We start from the raw sequence: 21,268 nt of genomic DNA, 5'->3' as shown, positions 1-21,268 counted from the left end.
TGTATTGTAAGGCAGCTAGCATCCGTACTTCTTATTGTTTACGTTCCACCCAACCAAGTCCCATCGATCCTTCGCCTAAATGCGTACCGATGACCGGTCCGAAATGACTGATTGTGAATGAAACATCTGGTAGACGTCCCTGCAATTCATCCCGCCACGCTTCCGCTTCTTCTGGACGATTCGCATGGATGATTGCTACTTCCAATGGCATCTTTTGTGCATCTTCCGCTACTAAATCGGCAATCCGTTTCATCGCTTTTTTACGAGTGCGAATTTTTTCAAACGGAACGATCACTTTTTCTTGGAAATGCAAAATCGGTTTAACTTGAAGCAGACCCCCGATGAGCGCTTGAGCACTGGATAGTCGGCCGCCACGTTGTAAATGTGCGAGGTCATCTACCATAAAGTACGCACGCATTGTCTTTTTCATAGCGTTTAACGCTTCGATAATCGCGTCGGGTGTCGCACCTTCTTTTGCCATCTCCGCTGCACGGATCACGTAAAACCCTTGCATGTAACACGATATTTCCGAATCAAATGGCCGTATGTCAATGCCTTCGACCATTTCTCCCGCTTGGACCGCACCTGCATATGTACCACTAATTCCGCTTGATAAATGAATAGATACGATTGCGTCGTATTCTTCCCGAAGATGTGCATATAGCTCGGTGAATTTTCCAATTGGCGGTTGAGACGTCTTTGGTAGCGGTCCGTCTCCACGCACTTTATCATAAAAATCGGTCGATGAAAGGTCGATTTCTTCTTCATATGCTTGTCCTTCAATCGTAACCGTCAACGGAATGATGTGAATACCAAGTTCACGAATGAGATTGGAAGGCAAATAAGCTGTACTGTCTGTAACGATTGCAGTTTTCACTTCAATATCAACTCCTGCATCCATTCTACTCGAAATGGAAGTGAAAAGAAAAGGTGAAGCCGTCGGTTATTACGCTTCTACGTACGACTCATCCAATTGTTGCGCCCAACGAATCGACATGCGAGAAAACTCACTTAACTCTTTCTCAGAGATTTCAAGTTGCGCACGGTACTTGCGTATTTGTGACCAATCCAATTTTTCCGTGGCAATCGCTAGTTGTAACACAGTCGTCATTTCCGTCTCTTCGCCTTTTAACGTATTGGCGATGCTTTCCGAGAACGGGATAAGCGGTAAAATGTCATCCCAGCTTTTATTCATAATGACGTCCATTAAGGAAAACATGCCAACGAAGAAATATTCGTCGCTATTTTCTTTTCCGATCCGTTTGGCGATGAGCTCGCACATCCGCGCCCTTGTGAGTGAGAAAGATACGAGTGCTTTCACTTGACCTGATGATGAATGTTCGCCGATATGGTGGACGAGTAGAATGCGCATCCATTTTTTTAAATGCTCAAATCCGATGAGTATGACTGCTTGTTTGACGGAACCTACTTTTTTCGGAACGCCAAAGTGCATCGTGTTAATGAATCGGAGTAGCTTATACGTAATGGACATGTCATGGACAATAAGTTCAACGACTTCATCAATGTCAGCGTCCTCTTCGCTCAATTTATGTAAAATGTACGAATGCGAACTCAATGTTGAAGGAATGTCTACCCCTTTAATGATTTCAGGCTTGGCAAAGAAATACCCTTGGAACAGATCATAACCGCTTGCTTTCGCTTCCATGAACTGAGCTTCCGTTTCGATTTTTTCCGCCACCATCCGAATGTGTGGATATTTTTTGATAAAAACCTCTATGTTTTTTCGTTCCGCCTCGTTCACTGCGAGAAAATCGACTTTTACATAATCAATTAACGCGAACAACTCGGTATGTTGTGCATATTGATCTTGCATAATAAAATCATCTAACGCAAATTGGTAGCCATGTTGTTTAATTTCTTTCATTCTATGAATCAAGATGGACGTAATTTCAACGTCTTCTAGTATTTCAATAATGACGCGGGCGGGTGATAGTCTGGAAAAGATGTCTTCTATGAGAAGTTCACCCGAGAAATTAATAAAGGATTTATAGGATTCCGCTACATTATCGATGCCGATTGATAAAAATGAGTTCATGAGAACTTGTAATGTTGCACTTTCAGGATTGACTGCTGGAAACCGATTTTCTTCACTGTTCCGATACAACAATTCATAACCGAAAATTTGTCCTTCTCGATCCAAAATAGGTTGTCTACCTACAAACACATTCACTTCCATTTTCTCACCTCTCTTTTTTCGAGTATACCAAAAATAGTTACTTTCAACTATTACTTTTTGCATAATAATACTTGCTATATTCATAGCGGCTTTTTGTGAAAAATGATATGTTGAAAAGAGTACATCAAGTAGAAAAGGGGTTTTGGTATGGAAACTGTACGTTTAGAGCAAAAAGGACATGTCGCTTGGGTGACATTGAATCGTCCAAAAGCGATGAATGCATTTAATTATGACTTATTGACGGAGCTTGGACAAATTATCGAGTCGATTCGGATTAACCCTGATATTCGGGTTGTCATTTTTACAGGCGCAGGCGATCGTGCTTTCAGTGTGGGGGCTGACTTAAAAGAACGTAAAACGTTGACGGAAGCACGCGTCAAACGAAACATTTATAAAATCGGTGAAGTGTTTACCATGATTGAAAACCTATCACAACCGACGATTGCCATGCTGAACGGCTATGCATTCGGCGGTGGAATGGAACTTGCACTCGCTTGCGACTTCCGATTCGCGGTCGATAGTGCCGTGATGGGGCTGACGGAAACAGGCCTCGCCATTATTCCAGGTGCTGGTGGTACACAACGTTTGCCAAGATTGATCGGTGAAGCAAAAGCACTCGAACTCATTTTAACTGCACGCAGATTGGATGCTTCAGAAGCATTGCGTTATGGACTCGTAACGAACATCGCGCCACAAGAGGAATTGCCTCAGCTCGTCGACGCATTTACCGAGCAATTACTCGCAAACGGCCCAATTGCTGTCCAACAAGCGAAATTCGCCGTGAAACACGGCATGAACACCGACTTGCAAACCGGCCTTGCCATCGAACGCAAAGCCTACGAAATCACCATCCCAACCGAAGACCGCCTGGAAGCCCTCCATGCCTTCGCCGAAAAACGCAAACCCGTCTTCAAAGGAAAGTAAAACAAGGTGCCAGTCATCCACACAATTCCCAATCCACAGAATTGTTCGGGTGCCTGGCACCTGTTTTATTCTGAATAGAAGGAATTGTTTCGGTGCCTGTCCCCAAAAAAATTCCTAACAATCCGAATCGTTCAGTGCGCCATTATTGTTTACAGTTGGTCTGTTTTGTAGGTGCGGCGGCGTGTGACTTGTTTGGCGATTTGCCAGGATTCGATGAGCTGGGCAGTGAGCTGCTCTATGTGGGGAAGGAGTTCACCTGATTGCGTCATTCGTGTTTTGACGAGGCATTGGTTCATATGGATGTAGAGGGTCATAAGCCTTTCGCTTTCTACAGTTTCTTGATTTGTAGTTGTCATGATTTCAAAAAGGAAGTCTTGTGCTTTAGAAAGCGTTCTGTCGCGCTCTTCATTATCCGTGCTTACAATCGCCACTTGGCACTGCTGAATGTATTTTTGCATTTCGCTCAGTAAGAGGAGTACATATTCCATCATGGACAATGTGGACGTGCTTGCTTCTTTGTAAATTTGGATCGCTTTCTCCATCTCCATTGAGGTCGGCAATTTGATCCCTCCGTGTCGCTTTTTCTTTAGTATCGGCAATTCTCAGTTCATTTCAATGGCTATATGCCGATAATAAGAATGAGAAGTGTTGATTATTGGAATTGGGGGGTGAAGAGATGCGCGTAATGAGTCAGGAGCACATCGCTTTTTCGACGAACCGTTCACAACGGAATGCGAGTCAGATTGAAAAGAGCTTAGTGAAATTAGGATCCGGTGTTAAGATTGCGAAAGGTAGCGACAATGCTTCGGGATTAGCAATTTCTGAAACAATGCGAGCACAGATCCGTGGGATTTCACGAGCGCAAAGCAATATGCAAGACGGTCTATCTGTGCTAGAAGCATCGAATGAAGGGCTGAACAATGTAAACGGGCTTTTACAACGGGCACGCGAATTGGCAGTCATGAGTTCGAATGATACGCTAACGGTGAATGACCGTGCTGCAAGCCAAGTCGAACTTGACCATTTGCTTGGAGCGATCGACGATACAGCGGAAAAGCTGGAGTTTAATACGAAGAAAATTTTAGGTCAGGACGCTTCGCTCATTTTGCAAGTCGGCGCGAATCCTGGACAGCAGATGAAGATTAACTTAGTCGATGTGAGTACGAAGAAACTTGGTCTTGAAAACGCATCGTTGCGCATGCGAGATGACGCGAATGCATTGATTACGAAAATTGATGATGCGATTCAAACGGTTTCTGGGCATTTGACTCGCGTCGGTGCTGACATGGAGTCGGTTGAACATCATTTGACGAATGCCTTAGTATTTGAGAACAATCTTTCTCGCTCGCTTTCGTTGCTTGAAGATACGGATATGGCGAAAGAAATGATGAACTTTATTCAAATGGATATTCGCCAGCAAGGTGACCATTTACTCGTCGGACATGTGAATCAAAGTGTGCAACGCGTCATGTCGTTGTTTTCAAATTGAAAAGAGTAGGCTCAGGGATTGTCCTGACCTACTCTTTTTTTGCGTTTTCACAGCGTGGGGAGTCGGTTACGATTCGGGCCGCTTTTACGACGGTCGAGAGAATATTGGTGACGCCTTGTCGATCCGTGACATGCCCCGCGCGTATGTATGGCTTATGTTGCTCGTTGACGATATAGTGTGGCTTCAATTGGTTCAATGCGATGGCCATAATGTCGTCATGGCACCGTTGACAGTCACATGTGAGTTGGAGTTCTTTTTTGTATTGCTGTAAAACGTCATGCACGACATCCTCCATGACATTATAGATTGGCAAAATTAGCACCTCCTACGACACTACTAGTCCTTTCGTTTCACAAGCGATTTTCGGATGACTATAATTCTATTCTATCACTGATTGGAAAAATAGTGAAATGTAGGAGTTATGCGGCGATTGGCGGATTTATGCGGCGTTTCTGAGGAGTATGCCGCGTTTTGTAGATGAATGCCTCGTTTAGAGAAGTTATGCGTTGTTAGAAGATTTAATGCCGCGTTCGGATAAAGTATGCGGTGTTCTTAATTAGACTCATCGAACCGCGGAAGGTTTTTATATCCGGCATTCTCGCTCGCGCAAAATGGGTTTTGACAAATTAAAAGAATTGCTTTCAAGCGGTTTGCTGTGTTTGGACGCGTTATGCGGCGTTCTAGAGAAGTTTGACGCGTTCTGTGGATTTATGCCGTGTTTTCGTGAAGTTTGCGGCGTTCGAAAGATTTATGCCGCGTTCAAAGAAAGTATGCGGATATCGTTACTTATAGCTACCTGAACCGCGGCTGGTTGCCTTTTAACTTCAATGCCCAATCGCGCCGAATGGCTTTTGACAAACTAACGATTTTTCTTGTAGACGGTTCGCTGCTACTCATTGAGTTATGCGGCGTTCTTCAGAAATTTGCCGCGTTCTGTAAATTTATGCTGTGTTCTACGGAAGTTTGACGCGTTTAGAAGAATTATGCCGCATTCAGAGAAAATATGTTTATTTCGTTGCTTATAGAGCTACCTGAACCGCGGATGGTTACTTTTCAACCTAATTTCCCAATCGCGCCAAATAGCTTTTGACAAATTAAACGATTTGCTGAGTAGGATGCATCCATAAAAAGCGCACACATCATTTTATAGACGTGTGCGCTTCATTGTTTTAGCTTCTTTCTTGCTGTTCCCATTCTTCTCGCAAAATGCCCATGCGGATGGAGTCGTAGTAGACGCCTTCCCAGTAGCGAACTTTGCGTATGCGGGCTTCCATCGTCATGCCGAGCTTTTCGGCGACGCGAATCATGCGCTTGTTGCCGGACCATGTTGTCAAGCCGACACGGACGAGCGGCATTTCATTGAATAAATGATTGATCCACATCGTGAGTGCCTTTGTGCCGTACCCGCCACTCCAATACTTCGGTTCGTAAATGAGGATGCCCATTTCGAGCCAAAGTGATGGCTTGTGTTCCCAATAATAACTTAGCATGCCAATGAGTTCACCGTTTGCTTCGATTGCCCAATGGTCGTCCTGATCGACAATCTTGTCTTTACGTTCTACATATTTTTCGTAAGCCATCGTATTGTGCGGGTAATACGGCGCGTCCCATTTCTTCCATTCGGGATTTTCCTCTTTGAACGTCAATTCCCACATGCGATACAAGTCTTCTTCTTTTACGGGTCGAATTGTGACACCGTCAGTTGTATACGTCAATCGTGTGCCTCCTTACGCCAACGCTTCAGTCAGTCGTAGTATAAAATTTCACAAATATTTTTTGAACCATCCTGTTAGTTCAGTTAACCGTTCAATCCGAAGATTTGGGATGCCGGTTCTCGGTAAATTGTGGTCTGCTTCCGGGAAACGAACGAACTCCGTCTCTTTCCCCATGCTCTTTAATGTAATGTACAGCTGTTCCGCTTGCTCAATCGGGCATCGGAAATCCTTTTCAGAATGAAGGATCAGTAGCGGCGTCTCAACATCTTTTGCATATTTTAACGGTGAGTGTTTCCATAACGTTTCCACGTCTGTCATATCTGCTCCATGTTCCCAATCTGTGAAATAGTAGCCGATGTCTGACACACCGAAAAAGCTGATCCAGTTGGAGATGGAGCGTTGTGTTGCGGCCGCTTTAAATCGATTTGTATGACTGACAATCCAGTTTGTCATAAAGCCACCATAGCTACCGCCAGTGACACCGAGACGGTTTTCGTCAATCCAACCATACTCAGAAAGTGCATAATCTACAGCTGCCATAATGTCTTTAAAATCATTGCCACCATAATCCCCCCGCACCGCATCGACGAACAGTTGGCTATAACTATGACTACCACGTGGGTTCACGTAAAGTACCCCCCACCCTTGTGCAGCAAATAATTGCATTTCGTGGAAAAACGTATTGCCGTACATCGCATGTGGTCCACCGTGAATATTGACGACTAACGGATACTTTTTTCCCTCTTCAAAGCCGGCTGGTTTCATAATCCATCCGTGTACGTCCCAGTCCAACGCACCTTTAAAAACAATGGCTTCCGGTTCTACCAGCTCAACTTCTTGCACATATTGTTCGTTAAATGAAGTGAGGGCGACCCTCTCCCCGGTGGCGATGGTTTGCACATACAACTCGCCAGGATTCGTTGCATTGCTCACTGCAACGATGGCTGTCGCTCCGTCTTTTGTCAGGTCGTAACCGTAAATGTGTTCATTTTCAGGCGTCGCTGGATACAACTCCCCTTCCATCGTCCCGAAATACAAACGGACATCGCCCATCGTAGAGAGTGGAAAGTACAGATGGTTGTCTTTCGTCCATACGACACTTGGTGCATTTGCGGCTTGTTGATGGTCAGCAACGGTATGGTCGCCGACTGGTGCATCCATACACTCCGTCACATTGATACGATTCCCTCGTTTCGTATCATACACATACAGATTTGCGTGGGAAGCGATTTCAAATGTTCGGTCCGCGCCTACAAAGGCAATATAGTTGTCGTCAAATGAAAAACAAGCTCCGCCATAGTGTCCGTCCTCGTCAATGATAACCGTCTCTTCCTTTGTTTCAACGTCCACTAACAACAGTGGCGTGTGAAATGCATAATCCAAGTTCTCTTGTCGATTCACGCCAATGACAAGCTGTTTGCCATCATTGGAAACTGCTTGCAATGAATATTTAAACGAGCCTTCCGTGAATTGTGTCACTTCTCCACTTTCAACATCAATTACCCCGACTTGCTGGAACATATCTTGCGGAACGAGTCCAATTCGATCCATTTTGTAGTTCATGTTCGTTATACGAACTGAATGCGGCCTGTTATCGTCATCCTTTTCCTCTTCATCGGTAAATGTTTTGCCTTCTTTCACAGGTGCATCAAACCAGATTTTCTTCCCACACGGCGCCCATCGATAGTTAGAAATGCCGTATGCAAAGGAAGTCATCTGTTTCGCTTCCCCTCCGCGGGCGGATAGGATATACAGTTGGTTCTTCTCTTCGCGATTCGCCAAAAAAGCGATTTGCTTTCCGTCCGCAGACCATTTTGGCAATGAAATACGATCTATGCCGTATGTCCATTGTGTCGTTTCTTTTGTCGCAAGATCGACGTGATAAAGGTTGGCGATGTATGTGTTTTTCTTCTCGTCAATATGTGTTTTAATGAAGACCGCTTCGTTGCCATCCGGCGAGAGTTGTGGATCTGTAACGGATTGCAGTTGGAATAAGTCGGTCATTTCTACCTTTTTTGTCATGGTGCATTCCCCCTTTTCCGTACATATTTCGACACTCGGAGGATAGTTTCCTGCTTTGTCAGCAACTCTTTTCTGAAAAGGCGCCGACATAGACGGATTGTGGGCGGAAAATTGTGTTGTCTTGTTGTTGTTCAATTGCATGTGCGGCCCATCCTACAATTCTTGCCACACTGAATGTCGGGGTGAATAGTTCTGTTGGCATGTCGATGGAACGCATGATGGCAGCAGCGTAATATTCCACATTTGTATACAATTTTCGTCCAGGCTTATGCTTATCGAGCAACCTGATGATTTCTTTCTCCGCTGTCGTTGCAAGGTCGAGCCACGCATCTCTTCCAGACATGCTTAGGCATTTGTCCCGCAGGATAACGGATCGAGGGTCTTCTGTTTTGTAGACACGATGACCAAATCCCATAATCCGTTCGCCTCTACGCATTTTTTCTTCGATGACAGGTTGAATATTTTCAGGGCTACCAATTTCATTTAGCAAATCAATGACGCCAGCAGGTGCACCCCCGTGTAAAGGGCCTTTCATTGTACCAATCGCTGATGTAATGGCGGCTGTCAGATCGGATTCGGTCGAAATCGTGACACGGCCAGCAAAAGTCGATGCATTTAAGCCATGCTCCATTGTTAGCTTTAAATAGGTTTCAAGCGCCTCCACATGCACTTCTGTAGGTGACACACCTGTCAGCATCCATAAGTAATTGGCTGTATGGTTCAAATTAGCATCCGGTTCGATAAGTTCTAGCCCTTGTTGGTTCCGATAATGGCGTGCAACGATGACTGGAAGTGCTGCAATTAGCTGGATTGCTTGTTCATTACTTGTTTTACGTACAAAATCGCGGTCACAAAATGCTGAAATGCCCGTTCTCATCGCATCCATTAATGAGACTTCTGAAGGGAGTGCATCAATGATTGCTTGTACATGTTGTGGTAACGTTCTATTTTGAAGTAACGCAGACTGGACTTCCTGTAATTGCTCTTGATTTGGACGTTGTCCGTTTAAAAGCAAGTAAAGGATTTGTTCAAATGAATATTGGGTTACTAACTGTCCCACTTGAACACCTCTGTATTGCAATTCACCTTTTTCTCCAATGACATCCGCGATTTTCGTATGCACGGCTACGACATCTTTTAATCCTTTTTGAAACATCTTCCATTCCTCCTTTTCTTTACTATACGCAATTGCTATAATTAGATAAATTGAATTCTATTAATCACTTTGATTAAGATTATTAATTAAGGAGTGGATGGATTGGATTACCAATGGTTACAGACATTCATTGCAGCAGCAGAAACGCTGAATTTCAGAAAAGCTGCGGAGAGGCGTTTATTGTCACAACCCAGCGTCACTGTACACATTCGACTATTGGAAGAGCATTTGAATTGTCGACTTTTTGATCGAATTAACAACCGGGTGACGTTAACGGATGCAGGAAAATTGTTTTATGAAGAGGCTTTGCACTTACTCCAATCCATGGAAGGTACCTTGCAGCGAATGAGTGCATTCACGCAAGGCTATCGCAGGAAGTGGACGATCGCTATCTCTCCCTTAATGGCTGAAACGATTTTGCCGTACTGCTTACGTACCTTCAGGGAGCGCTATTCCGATGTCGAGTTGACAATTCGTGTGGAGGACTCTGCACACATTGAGCAACTCGTCGAAAGTGGTGATGTGCATTTAGGGATTTCCGCGCTCGATGCAACATTAAAAGGATTAGAATCCATTCGAATTTACGATGATCCTGTGGTTTTTATCGCCCCTAACGACCGATACGATGAAGAGAGCGGCCCACCAGTTGATGTTCGTGCCACGCTTCAACAAAATGATTTACTTACGCATCACCACCCGGTCTATTGGGATCCATTGCTTGTCACCCTTAGTAAACATGTTCCTGGTGTTCGGACGATGAAAGTGACGCAAGCTCATATCGCTAAGCGATTCATTCAAGAAGGCATCGGCATTTCGTTTCTACCTCACTCAATAGTGAGACGTGAGTTACTAGAAGGCCGTCTAATGAGACCCCATTTTGACCTATTTGAATTGCCTACAGTGTCAACTTTCCTCATTGTGAAAAATATTGGCGATTTAGAAGAGGCGTTCATTCAAGAAGTGTCTAGTTATTATTTTGGTTGAGAGTTTGGTTTAGGAAGCAAGGGGGGGCTTGTTTCTTTGTGAGAATGAGGTTATCATGCCCTATTGTTAAGCAATGCCTTTACTTTCTTGCTGATTAAAGTTATAGGTGGCTTACGATTTAATACAATTATAATAAAATTTAAGCTATATGGGCTGATTAGCAACCAGCCGTGATAATGATGATTATTGAAATAGATGGTTTTTTTCACCAAGCCTTACTAACAGGTAGAAAGTGTTCTAAACCACAGTTAAGAAAAATGTATCTCCGAGCCCAAGAATTTACTTATGAGATAAGGGACCTTCCGCAAGTATTTTGTAGACTGTACCATTTTGACCAAATTCCTTATACAGAGGATATAACGGTTGATTTCATCATAGATACTGATACGGATAGGATTTATTCACCTTCTTTTTAAGCTATTAGGAAACATTTATATTAAAGGTTTCTTTTAATTTTAGTTGTATGTCAACATCATATTTTTTTAAAAAATTGATTAACAGTTTCGGTCTACTGCTAATCAGCTCACTGGCAAATACTCCACAACCTGATCTGGTCTAAAATCACGTCTTTTTTTTAGATCGAATAAATTACATGATATGGTTTGCTGCCTTCTCGATATCTCTTCATTTTACAAAAACAAAGCGATCCCCTAATTTGGTACCGCTTCGTTTTTATTTCAGATTAAATTTCGATATGGTTTGTTGCAATGTGTCTGCCATTGAGCTTAGGACGGCTGATGAGGCAGAGATTTCTTCCATGGTCGCGCTCTGTTCTTCGGAGGCGGCGACGATATTTTGGGCGTTTTCATCGGAGCGTTCGGATAATTGTTCAACTTCCATAACAAGTTTTTTCACTTGTTGGATGCTTGTGTTAATGACATCGCTAATTGTTGCAATTTCTTGTGCTTGCGTGGAAACAGCTCCAACGTAGTAGTCGATTTCCTTGAAACTGTCACCTGTTCGTTGCACTAATGTCAGCCCGTCATCGACGAATTCTTTTGACGTATCCATTGCTTGGATTGCTCCTTGCACTTCCTGTTGGATTTCTTCTATTAATTTTTGAATATGTGCTGCCGCTTCTCCCGAGTTGATTGCAAGTTTCCCTACTTCAGAGGCTACGACGGCAAAGCCTTTTCCGTGTTCGCCTGCTCGTGCCGCCTCGATGGAAGCATTGAGTGCTAACAAATTGGTTTGCCCTGCTATATTCGTGATGAGCGATACAATATTGCCAATTTCCGTTGATTTCGTTTGAAGTGAATGGACAACGGTTGACGTCTGTTCGGTTGATTGTTGGATGTCACTCATTTTCTGAACCGTTGAAGCCATTCGCTCAGAGCCGTCTTTTGTCAGTTGTTTGGTCGTTAAGGCGAGTTCAGAAACTTGCTGAATCGACATCACTGCATCTCCTAGCTGATTCGTAATTCCATCAACAAGTTCGCTACTTGTATGAGCACTTTGCAATTGTGTTGCAACAACTTCTGATACATCAATAATCGAATTGGTGATTTGCTCGGATGCACGAGAAGACTCGTCTGCGCTTGATGAGAATTCCGAAGAAGTAGAAGCTAACGTATCGACGTTTTCCGTCAGATCTGCAATTAATTCGTTTAAATTCGTAAGCAACTGATTAGAATCATTGCCAAGCTGTCCAATTTCATCTTGTGATTTGACGACAATTGGTGCGATTGCTAAATCACCTGTTGCCATAGATTTGAAGCGGTCTGATAATGTGACAATCGGTTTCTTAATCGTGCGTAGCAAATAGCGAATACCAAAAATGGCAATAAGAACGGCTACAATTGTACTGATTGATAAAATGAGCAACACGGAATTGTAAAGCAATTGTCCTTCCTCTTCAATAGCGAGAAGCTCGTCATGGTGTAATTCACTCAATTGTTGCAACGAGTCTTCCATCGCATTCGCCATCTTAACTGCTTCATACGATTGTTGTGTCGCTTCCTGCACTTTTTTTGCTGCACTTAATGAAAGAATTGAATCAATTTCTTCTAAAAAGCGTTGCCATTCGTCAGTAACTTGTTGGAAGAGTTGCTGTTCTTGTTCGGAATTTAACAGCTCATTGTAAGCGGTCGCATTTTCTTCTACCTTTAAAATCTCTTCATCAATTTGGCGTTCGTAGTCCGCTTCAAAAGAGCGATCTTTCGATAACATATGCCTTTGTGTAATACTAATAACACTTTGAATCCCACTTTCAACATTTGTTTGCTTTTCAATTTTTGGAAACACATCATCGTTAATTGTTTTCGTGTTTTGATTCAACGTAAACGTACTCATGATGCCCGCAATGCTCATCCCGATAATTAAGACAATCATCACGGTAAAGATGGTAAATAGTTTTCTGCCTACAGTCCAACGCATGGTAGTTGCTCCTTTAATATGTATTGTACGTATTTTATCGGCTACACTTCCTTCTCTCTTGAGTAGTGAATTTGGCATATTCCGTATTATCAATAAATAAAAGCCCTTCCTCACAATTTAAGGAAAGGCCTGTCTAGTTATATTTTCACTTGGTTTTTCAAAGAACGACGCAAGATTTTACCGGTCGTATTTTTCGGCAATTCATCCAAAAACTCAATGACTGCAGGTACTTTGTATTTGGCAAGTTTTTGTGTACAGAACTGTTTAAGCTGCTCTTCTGTCACTTGCGCATCTTCTTTTAAGACGACGAATGCTTGCACTTCTTCGCCAAAGTCTGGATCAGGCACACCGATGACTGCGGCTTCGGAAATTGCGGGATGAGCAAACAACACTTCCTCCACTTCACGCGGATAAACGTTAAATCCTCCGACAATTATTAAATCTTTCTTCCGATCGACAATGTAGAAATACCCGCCCTCATCTTGACGTGCCAAATCGCCGGTATAGAGCCAACCGTCTCGAATGGTCGCGGCTGTTTCTTCAGGCATTTTGTAATAACCTTTCATGACATTCGGCCCTTTGACAATTAACTCGCCAACTTCTCCAACCGTCACTTCTTCCCCAAGTTCATTGACAACTTTGTTTTCGACATTGACGATATTCGTGCCAATGGATCCTGGAACTCGATCGCGGTCAAGCGGATTAAAGCAAGTGACGGGAGATGCTTCTGATAGCCCATATCCTTCAGAAACACGCACATCAAATTTGTTCTCAAAGTTGTGTAATAACGCAACTGGCAAGGATGCCCCGCCTGATATGGCTAATCGGACGGTCGCAAAATCTTCTTTCACAGCTGCAGGGTATTGATAAAGGAAATTGTACATCGTCGGTACACCCGCAAAAACGGTTGCCTGTTTTGTTTTAATTGTCTCGAACACATCACCCGGGCTAAAACGTGGCACGAGCAAAATAGTCGCTCCTTTTAGCAAGGGTGCATTGACGACAACTGTTAACGCAAATACATGAAAAACCGGCAACGTTGCGACGACACGGTCATCTTCTGAGAAACCTAGATAGTCTGCTACATCGCGCGCGTTTGAAAACAAGTTTCCATGTGTGAGCATCGCCCCTTTCGGCTGTCCTGTCGTCCCAGACGTATACAAAATGATTGCGGTTTCATTTTCCTCAACAGCAACCGGTTGAATATTTGGACGCCCTGTCGCAATCACCGATGAAAACAGCTTTACTTTCGACTTTACCGTATCAGGTAAAGCGACAAATCGTTGACCGACATCCTCGCTCACTTCACAAATGATGAACTGCTCAATCGCCGGAAATCCTTGAACAGCTTTTTCGACTAACGGTAAAAGCGGATCGACCGCAATGACAACTTTCGCATCACTATTATGTAAGATATACGAAATCTCATCCGATGAATAAATCGGATTAATCGGAATTGCCGTCGCCCCAATGCGCATCGTCGCATACAAGGAAATTAGAAAGTGTGGCGTGTTGCCCAATAAAAACGCAACATGGTCCCCTCTTTCAACCCCCAATCCTTGTAAAGCCGTTGCAAACATCGATACCGACTGGTCGAACTCTGCATACGATGTATCTTTCCCCATGAAGTGATACGCCGATTTCTCTGGCTGCAACTTTGAAGTTTCATAAACCTTAGACACCAAATTCATTCGAACCTCTCCCTCCCAAAAAATGAATGACCATTCATAAACCATCTCTATTATTATATAAGAAAAGTTAAAAGTTCACAATACTTTTGAATAATCTAGCGATAGGCAAGAAGTTCGATTTCTAATCGATTGGTGGTTTGATATTCTGCAAAAATGTCCTACTCGTTGGAATGAAGGTGTGAAGGGTTCATTGGAGAGGTGGCGATGAAATTAAAGGAAATGTTTGGCGAGGAGATACTAGCTTTTAGCGTAACCTTCAAAATGAAAACACCAGGCTTTAGCCCGGTGTTCGAATATGTGCCAAATAGCGCCAACGAATTAAGTAGAAATAGACAATTTGCAAGAGCGTAAAACCGACCAACACCATTATAAGTTCCCGCACAATCGAGATTTCTGCAAGTGCGTCCCAGATGACTTGTAGCGATAAAAAAGCAAACGAACTATGAATTAACGCGACGGACCAAGGGATAAAGAATTGGGGAATGAGCTGCCGATTGACAATTTTTTTAAACTCTTTATCCGTAATACCCATACGCCGAAGTACATCGAATTGTTTGCGATCGCTATCCAGTGAAGTATACAGACGGAAATAAATGAAACTTCCTGCTGCCAAAAGGAATACACCTGCCAATAACAAACCGATCAGGAGTAACAATGTAAATGTGGTCCGCATGACAGAGTAATTCAAGCCCGGGTTGTCAAAATAGAAACGTGGTGCATAGGTAGAACCCGTAATCATTGATTCGCCTAGAGCGTGGTTGATTGACAGTCCAATATTTTTCGTCTCCTGCCAATCCTGTATATCATACGCATGATAGACAAATGCCGGCTGGTCGACAAAACGGGCAATCGCTTCAAAATCTTCATTGCTAACGACAATTGCGTTTGTCCCGAGCGCGTGGGCTGGGAACAACTGATAAGGATACGCCCCGTCAATCCGTTCTGCTACACCACTCTCTTGCAATACTGTCTCCACCGTCTGCTTGTTCAATTGTGCAAACGTAGACGTTGTTGGAGGTAGAAACAACGCTTCTCCTTTTGAAAGTTCGAGTGCTTGATTGCCAGAAGACTTCGCGAGTTTATTGATATCTGCGATTCTGACGATATTGACAGTAAACGCAGTAGCAGACGACTGCTGTTCCAACACTGGAAAACGAACGTGTGTATAGTCTAAACCATTGCTTTTTAAGTCTTCATGAATTTGACGTAGATGCTGATGCTCCAACTCGTTTCCCGGAAAACTCTTGTACACGAGACCAAGCGGATTCACTTCCCGGTATTGTGACGCGAATGAAGTAAGCGACGCCAAGATGCCGACCGACATGAAAGCGACCGTCGACACGATCGTCACAATGAAAAACATTCGTGCATTTTCTTTAATGCGAACGATCCCTTCCGATATGGCGAGCAGGCGAAAATGCCGCCAGTAAAATTCCTTTCGGAGCTTCAGGAGATGAAGAATGAGCGGCAACGAATCGGTAAAAAAGTAATACGTCCCGACAGTTGCTAAAGGTGGCAATAAAAAGACAAGTCCAATGACGATGCTGTTCGACGTCAGCGCAGCCAATGTATAGGACATACCAAGCAACAGCACGCCGAGAATGCCACGCACTTTTGAAAAGCCTAATTTCTCTTTTTCATTCACTTCTCCACGAATCAACTCAAGCAATTGCCCCGTTCGAATAAAAACCGGTGCTACTAATGAAATAATCATAAATAAACTGAGAAATGCACCGACTGTCAACGCAAACGGTTTCCATGAAAAATACAAAGGCAAGTACGAAAACATGACAATTCGTTTAACGACCATAAAAAAGAATTTGGAAAACATGTACCCTAAAAATGTCCCGACACCAATTGAGGCGGCACCGATCAAAATCGTTTCCGTAAAAATCAATCGATGCAACTGGCGTTTTTGCATGCCTAACTGTAATAGAATGCCAAACTCCTTCGTTCGTGCTTGAAGGAACGCGCGCATCGAATAAAACAAAAAGAAAACCGTAAATATGTATAATATAATTTCGGCCGTCCCCATTCCGAGGAAAGCAATATCTTTTAACGCACTACTCTCAATGGAAGGATGGAAAAGCAGCATGGAATTCAGAAAAAAGACCATCACTGAAAATACACTCGCCATGAAGAACGCCGCGTACACACGCCGATTTCGCACTACATTCCGAAACGCAAATTGACGAAAAGTCATGCGCCTCCTCCTTTCCGTTCCATTGATTATAACAACCGTAAATCGTTGACATTGCCGCCAAGCAAACTTAAGACGTTCAAAATTCGTTGGAAAAACGTTTGGCGTCTCTCATCTTTATAAATCTCATTGAAAAACTCACCATCTTTAATAAACAGCACGCGGTCACAATAACTCGCGGCTATCGGATCATGCGTCACCATAATGATTGTCGTCCGCTCATGTTCATTTATTTGACTGAGTAACTCTAGCACTTCTTTCGCTGAATTCGAATCCAAGTTGCCAGTCGGTTCATCCGCCAAAATGAGCTTCGGTTTGTGGATGAGTGCGCGGCAAATCGCAGTCCGCTGCGCTTGTCCACCGGATAATTCATCAGGCCGTCGGTTTAAAATATCCGACAAACTAAGTTGTTCCGCCAATTGATGAATACGTTTTTTCATTTCCATGATCGGCAAGCCATCTAACGTTAACGGCATGACGATATTCTCTTCCACCGTCAACATTTGAAGGAGATTGAAATCTTGGAACACGAATCCTAAATTATGTCGCCGAAAGAGGGCAAGTTCATTCGCTTTCAACGTTTCGGGCTCGACGCCGTCAATGAGCACACGTCCATATGTAGGAATGTCAATCGTTGAAATAATATTTAGCAACGTCGTCTTACCACTTCCAGAAGGCCCCATAATGGCAATGAACTCGCCTTCCTCCGCTTCAAAGTCAAGACGGTTCAACGCCCGGTGCATCACTTTACTTTCATAAATCTTCGTCACTTGCGTCATTTCCACGATCGGTTTCTTCGTCATTCACATCACCGCCTTCTCCGTTCATGAAAAGAATTTTCACGGATGTCCCTTGTCCAACTTCAGATTCAATCGTCAATGAATGCCCGAGCTTTTCACACACTTCTTGAGCGATGTACAAGCCCATTCCCGTTGATTCGCCCGTCAAACGGCCGTTCTCACCTGTAAAAAATGCTTTTGTCACCCGTTTCAAATCTGAAGCAGGAATACCAATCCCTTCATCTCGGATCGTCAACGCAAAACCCTCTTCTGTTTTTTCCAACGTCAAATAGAGGTGCTTCCCTTTTTCAAACGTATATTTCACAGCGTTCGTAATGAATTGCCCAATAACAATTTTCAGCCATTTCGCATCTGTCGCCACAACAATCCGTTCATCAATCGAAATGACGGGATACACCCCATTCGTGATGAACAACCGTTTATGTTCCGTTACAATTTGTTGAATTAAACCCTTTAAGCCGACCTGTTCGATTTGCATATCTTCTTCGAATGTCTCCAGTCGAGCATTGACAAGCACGGCATCCAATCCACGTTGCAACTTCTCGATCTCTTCCTGCACACTTCGCTTATCCAGCTCTCCATCTTCCTGCAGCAACAGCCCAATGACCGAAATCGGCGTCTTCATCTGGTGCACCCATTGATTCATAAAATGCAGTTGGCGATGTTGTGATGCATACAGCGTTTGGACTTCATTTTGATACAAACCATATAAATCGCGCATGAATCGGGCTGACTCAATTTGTTCAGGTGTTTGCACTTTCCGAATAAGCGCATCCTCCATCCGCTTTGGCTTCTTCACAATCGTATTGTAATACGCCCGCCGCGTTATGAACTTCGCACCTAAAAACCCCGTCAGCAACATGATGCTCATAATAATTGAATAGATCGCTGTATTTAATCCACGAAACCCATCCAACCAATACAGTAATAGAATGAATGTCACAAGCAACATTTCAAATATGATCCACGACAAATATTCCTTCAAAAATAACAGGACTTGTCTCATAATTCCTCCGGCGCAGGCACGAATCGATACCCCGACCCTCGTACCGTCTCCACGACAGAGTGGACGCCATAGTCGACGAGCTTTTTCCGCACACGCGTCATATTCACATTCAATGTGTTTTCATCTACGAATGACTGGTCGTCCCATAACTCCTCCAACAACGTCTCTCGAGAAACGACTTTCGGCGAAGCCTCCATTAACAACTCCAAAATGACACATTCCTTCTTTTGAAGGGGAATGACTTCATCGCGTAAATGCAGCTCCATCCGTTCAATGTATAACGTCAACGAACCGAGCTTCACCGTACGCTCCCCTTGGCTCGGCGCATACTCCCCGAACGCCCTGCGCAAATGACTCCGTATCTTCGCAAGGACGATTTCATAATGGAAAGGTTTCGTAATGAAATCATCCCCTCCATTCTCCAGCGCAAACACCTGATCCATATCCCCGGACCGCGCTGAAATGAAAAGAATTGGACACATTGTCTGTTGCCTCAACTGACGACACCAATAATACCCGTCATACGACGGCAAATTTATATCAAGCAAAATCATATGCGGATCGAACGCCCTACACTCCTCAACGACCGCATCAAAATCCTCCACAATTGCCACATCATACTGATACTTTCGCAACGTATCTGCCAACAACTGCGCAATCTTCCGGTCATCCTCAACAATAAAAATGCGATGGTTCACCATCCAACTTCCCTCCTCACATACAACCAGTATACCGTAAAACTGGAAAAACCGCAGAGCAAACCGTTTTGGGCAATCGCGTTATGGCAACGTCTCTCCCGTACAACTAGCCCTCCGCGTACATCTCTAATTTAATAACCCCAACACCTATTGTCCACGCAAGCGTTGCGAGCTCAGTCTATCGCTTTTTTTTACACAAGGTCAATCCTTGAATGAAACGATACCTTTTTTTAGTAAAGAACTGATTTGGACTTACCAGTTTCAAAAGAGCTACAATGTATGCAGGAAACCTACACAAAAACCGCTCTTACACCGTATACTACAGCAAAAGAAAAAACCGGTTTTCACCGGTCTCTAACTTAATAGATTAAATTGACGAACTCCTCGCTTGTAATGCCGCCTAATAACGTCGGAATATCGAGCCCTTCTAACGCAGCGTTAATGGCTTCTCGGTTATATTGGACGTTTTGTAATCGCTCTTCAATTGCAGTCACTTCACCTACGCCGAAAAAGTCGCCGTAAATTTGAACAGATTGGATGGTCCCTTTTTCAACTTGCAAGCGGACATCTATGCCACCGACCGGAAAACGGTGGGAGTGTTGGACATTAGACTTCGGTGATTTTCCATAGTTCCAATCCCAATTTGCATAGCGTTCAGCCGATAACGCATGTATCTTAGTCCAATCCTCTTCCGTCAATTCAAGTTCTTTTACATTTTCTTCTCCGTTAAAGATTGACGTCAAGATTTTCTTACGGAACTGCTCAATCGTCATCTGTTCATTGATGAATTCGGAAATGTTGGCAACTCGGCTTCGGATGGATTTAATGCCTTTGGATTCAATTTTATCTTTGCGCACTTTCAAGGCGGAAACGACACGTTCAATTTCTGTATCAAACATTAATGTGCCATGTGTGAACATGCGTCCAAGTGTAGCAAACTGTGCATTTCCAGAAACTTTACGGCCTTCTACAAGAATGTCATTCCGTCCAAGTAATTCTGCTTTTACACCCATTTCATTCAACGCTTTGATGACAGGCTGTGTAAACTTCTTAAAATTGCGGAACGACTCGCCGTCATCTTTCGTGATGAAGCTGTAATTCAAGTTGCCTAAGTCGTGATAGACTGCGCCGCCACCAGATAGCCTTCTCACAACATGAATACCGTTCGCATCGACATATTCTGTATTAATTTCTTCAATTGTGTTTTGATTTTTCCCGATGATGATGGACGGTTCGTTAATATAGAACAGTAAAAACGAATCTTTGTCTACATCCATATTTTTCAGTACATACTCTTCAATCGCAAGGTTTATTCTTGGATCTGTGATCCCTTTATTATCAATAAAATACACGCTAATCGCTCCCTAAATAAATGAATTCACCTCTATTTTATCTGAAAAGAACAAATAAGTGTTGACATATGATTGTCTGTTATAATACAATGACACTACCAAATTCAGTTATAGAACAAGAGGTGATGGATGAGATGGTTGAGAGTATTGTAGAATTCTTTAAAAACCTGCCCCCTAAAGCCTGTGCCACTTGTGGAAATGACATAGAAGAACAGCACGAATGTTACAGCAATACTTGCGAGTCTTGTACGATGGTGTAAATTTTTTTATCGCCACTGTACTATTACAACTTAAGTTAAATAAAACAGTAATAAAACAGAAGTACACATCTGAAACGTTACGTAAATGCCATGTCATTGATCGCACACATTCTTTTTTTGACGTACCTGTACTATGACAAACAACCTGTTTCAATTTAGTATTAGTACAATTGATAGGAGGGAACCATCCATGTTGGAAAGCGTTATCGAGTTCTTTAAGAATTTACCGCCTAAAAACTGTGTCACTTGTGGAGAAGTCATCGAAGAACAGCATGAGTGCTATAGCAACAAGTGCGATTCCTGCAACATCGTTTAAGTCGTCTCGGAAAATAAATAACGCGTGAAGCCAAGTTCTCTAAACATTGGTTTCACGCGTTTTTCAGGTCTTTTACTCGTCA

General features: G+C 43.3%; 19 protein-coding genes. 5 read left to right on the top strand and 14 right to left on the bottom strand.

The window, feature by feature from the left end:
• Positions 1-31: 31 nt before the first annotated feature.
• Entirely contained in the window at positions 32-877 is an 846-nt protein-coding gene (locus QT711_RS05290) for a DegV family protein (protein WP_317942615.1), read from the bottom strand.
• A gap of 69 nt (positions 878-946) precedes the next feature.
• Complete coding sequence (locus QT711_RS05285) at positions 947-2,197, bottom strand: EAL and HDOD domain-containing protein (RefSeq protein ID WP_317942474.1); 1,251 nt, start codon at positions 2,195-2,197, stop codon at positions 947-949.
• A gap of 147 nt (positions 2,198-2,344) precedes the next feature.
• Between QT711_RS05285 and QT711_RS05280 the strand changes: the two genes are divergently transcribed.
• Positions 2,345-3,121, top strand: coding sequence for an enoyl-CoA hydratase-related protein (locus QT711_RS05280; RefSeq protein WP_317942473.1), 777 nt, complete (start codon positions 2,345-2,347; stop codon positions 3,119-3,121).
• 149 nt (positions 3,122-3,270) lie between these two features.
• On the opposite strand, the gene QT711_RS05275 is transcribed toward QT711_RS05280, so the two are convergent.
• On the bottom strand, positions 3,271-3,669 hold the full coding sequence (locus tag QT711_RS05275; RefSeq protein ID WP_317942472.1) for a flagellar protein FliS: 399 nt from the start codon (positions 3,667-3,669) through the stop codon (positions 3,271-3,273).
• Positions 3,670-3,797: 128 nt separating this feature from the next.
• On the opposite strand from QT711_RS05275, the gene QT711_RS05270 reads away from it, so the two are divergent.
• Positions 3,798-4,610: a flagellin N-terminal helical domain-containing protein gene (locus QT711_RS05270; RefSeq protein WP_317942471.1), complete on the top strand. Its 813-nt coding sequence runs from the start codon at positions 3,798-3,800 to the stop codon at positions 4,608-4,610.
• Positions 4,611-4,638: 28 nt separating this feature from the next.
• Here the strand turns inward: QT711_RS05270 and QT711_RS05265 are convergent, their stop codons facing one another.
• The 4 genes from QT711_RS05265 to QT711_RS05250 all read right to left on the bottom strand — a co-directional run bounded on the left by QT711_RS05265 (position 4,639) and on the right by QT711_RS05250 (position 9,503).
• Positions 4,639-4,923 (bottom strand): late competence development ComFB family protein, encoded by a 285-nt coding sequence (locus QT711_RS05265; protein WP_317942470.1) that lies wholly within the window; start codon positions 4,921-4,923, stop codon positions 4,639-4,641.
• An 856-nt stretch (positions 4,924-5,779) separates the two neighbouring features.
• Positions 5,780-6,265, bottom strand: coding sequence for a GNAT family N-acetyltransferase (locus QT711_RS05260; protein ID WP_398295695.1), 486 nt, complete (start codon positions 6,263-6,265; stop codon positions 5,780-5,782).
• A gap of 108 nt (positions 6,266-6,373) precedes the next feature.
• Positions 6,374-8,347 carry a S9 family peptidase gene (locus QT711_RS05255; RefSeq protein WP_317942468.1) on the bottom strand — a complete coding sequence of 658 codons (1,974 nt, stop codon included), beginning with the start codon at positions 8,345-8,347 and terminating at the stop codon, positions 6,374-6,376.
• A 58-nt stretch (positions 8,348-8,405) separates the two neighbouring features.
• Positions 8,406-9,503, bottom strand: a complete 1,098-nt coding sequence (locus QT711_RS05250; RefSeq protein ID WP_317942467.1) for a citrate synthase/methylcitrate synthase — start codon at positions 9,501-9,503, stop codon at positions 8,406-8,408.
• Between the two features lie 102 nt (positions 9,504-9,605).
• On the opposite strand from QT711_RS05250, the gene QT711_RS05245 reads away from it, so the two are divergent.
• Positions 9,606-10,487: a LysR family transcriptional regulator gene (locus QT711_RS05245; RefSeq protein ID WP_398295660.1), complete on the top strand. Its 882-nt coding sequence runs from the start codon at positions 9,606-9,608 to the stop codon at positions 10,485-10,487.
• 672 nt (positions 10,488-11,159) lie between these two features.
• On the opposite strand, the gene QT711_RS05240 is transcribed toward QT711_RS05245, so the two are convergent.
• The 7 genes from QT711_RS05240 to QT711_RS05210 form a co-directional block, all read right to left on the bottom strand.
• Complete coding sequence (locus tag QT711_RS05240) at positions 11,160-12,863, bottom strand: methyl-accepting chemotaxis protein (protein ID WP_317942465.1); 1,704 nt, start codon at positions 12,861-12,863, stop codon at positions 11,160-11,162.
• A gap of 137 nt (positions 12,864-13,000) precedes the next feature.
• Positions 13,001-14,554, bottom strand: coding sequence for a fatty acid--CoA ligase family protein (locus tag QT711_RS05235; RefSeq protein ID WP_317942464.1), 1,554 nt, complete (start codon positions 14,552-14,554; stop codon positions 13,001-13,003).
• A gap of 277 nt (positions 14,555-14,831) precedes the next feature.
• Positions 14,832-16,757, bottom strand: coding sequence for an ABC transporter permease (locus tag QT711_RS05230; RefSeq protein WP_317942463.1), 1,926 nt, complete (start codon positions 16,755-16,757; stop codon positions 14,832-14,834).
• A 26-nt stretch (positions 16,758-16,783) separates the two neighbouring features.
• The gene (locus QT711_RS05225; RefSeq protein ID WP_317942462.1) at positions 16,784-17,557 is read right to left on the bottom strand and encodes an ABC transporter ATP-binding protein; all 774 of its coding nucleotides are present in this window, start codon (positions 17,555-17,557) and stop codon (positions 16,784-16,786) included.
• Positions 17,508-18,560, bottom strand: coding sequence for a sensor histidine kinase (locus QT711_RS05220; protein WP_317942461.1), 1,053 nt, complete (start codon positions 18,558-18,560; stop codon positions 17,508-17,510). The genes QT711_RS05225 and QT711_RS05220 overlap by 50 nt, the downstream gene beginning before the upstream one ends.
• The gene (locus QT711_RS05215) at positions 18,557-19,261 is read right to left on the bottom strand and encodes a response regulator transcription factor (protein WP_317942460.1); all 705 of its coding nucleotides are present in this window, start codon (positions 19,259-19,261) and stop codon (positions 18,557-18,559) included. Before QT711_RS05215 ends, QT711_RS05220 begins: the two co-directional genes overlap by 4 nt.
• Before the next feature lie 356 nt (positions 19,262-19,617).
• Positions 19,618-20,610: a lipoate--protein ligase gene (locus QT711_RS05210; protein WP_317942459.1), complete on the bottom strand. Its 993-nt coding sequence runs from the start codon at positions 20,608-20,610 to the stop codon at positions 19,618-19,620.
• 134 nt (positions 20,611-20,744) lie between these two features.
• Between QT711_RS05210 and yhfH (QT711_RS05205) the strand changes: the two genes are divergently transcribed.
• Together yhfH (QT711_RS05205) and yhfH (QT711_RS05200) are read left to right on the top strand one after the other, a co-directional pair.
• Positions 20,745-20,870, top strand: coding sequence for a protein YhfH (yhfH, locus tag QT711_RS05205; RefSeq protein ID WP_317942614.1), 126 nt, complete (start codon positions 20,745-20,747; stop codon positions 20,868-20,870).
• 190 nt (positions 20,871-21,060) lie between these two features.
• Positions 21,061-21,186, top strand: coding sequence for a protein YhfH (gene yhfH, locus QT711_RS05200; RefSeq protein WP_317942458.1), 126 nt, complete (start codon positions 21,061-21,063; stop codon positions 21,184-21,186).
• The last annotated feature ends 82 nt before the right edge of the window (positions 21,187-21,268 follow it).

It is taken from the genome of Sporosarcina saromensis (assembly GCF_033253735.1).
GTDB classification, from domain to species: Bacteria; Bacillota; Bacilli; order Bacillales_A; family Planococcaceae; genus Sporosarcina; species Sporosarcina saromensis.
Note: the sequence above shows the minus strand (reverse complement) of the source record. Positions and strands in the feature narration are given on the sequence as shown.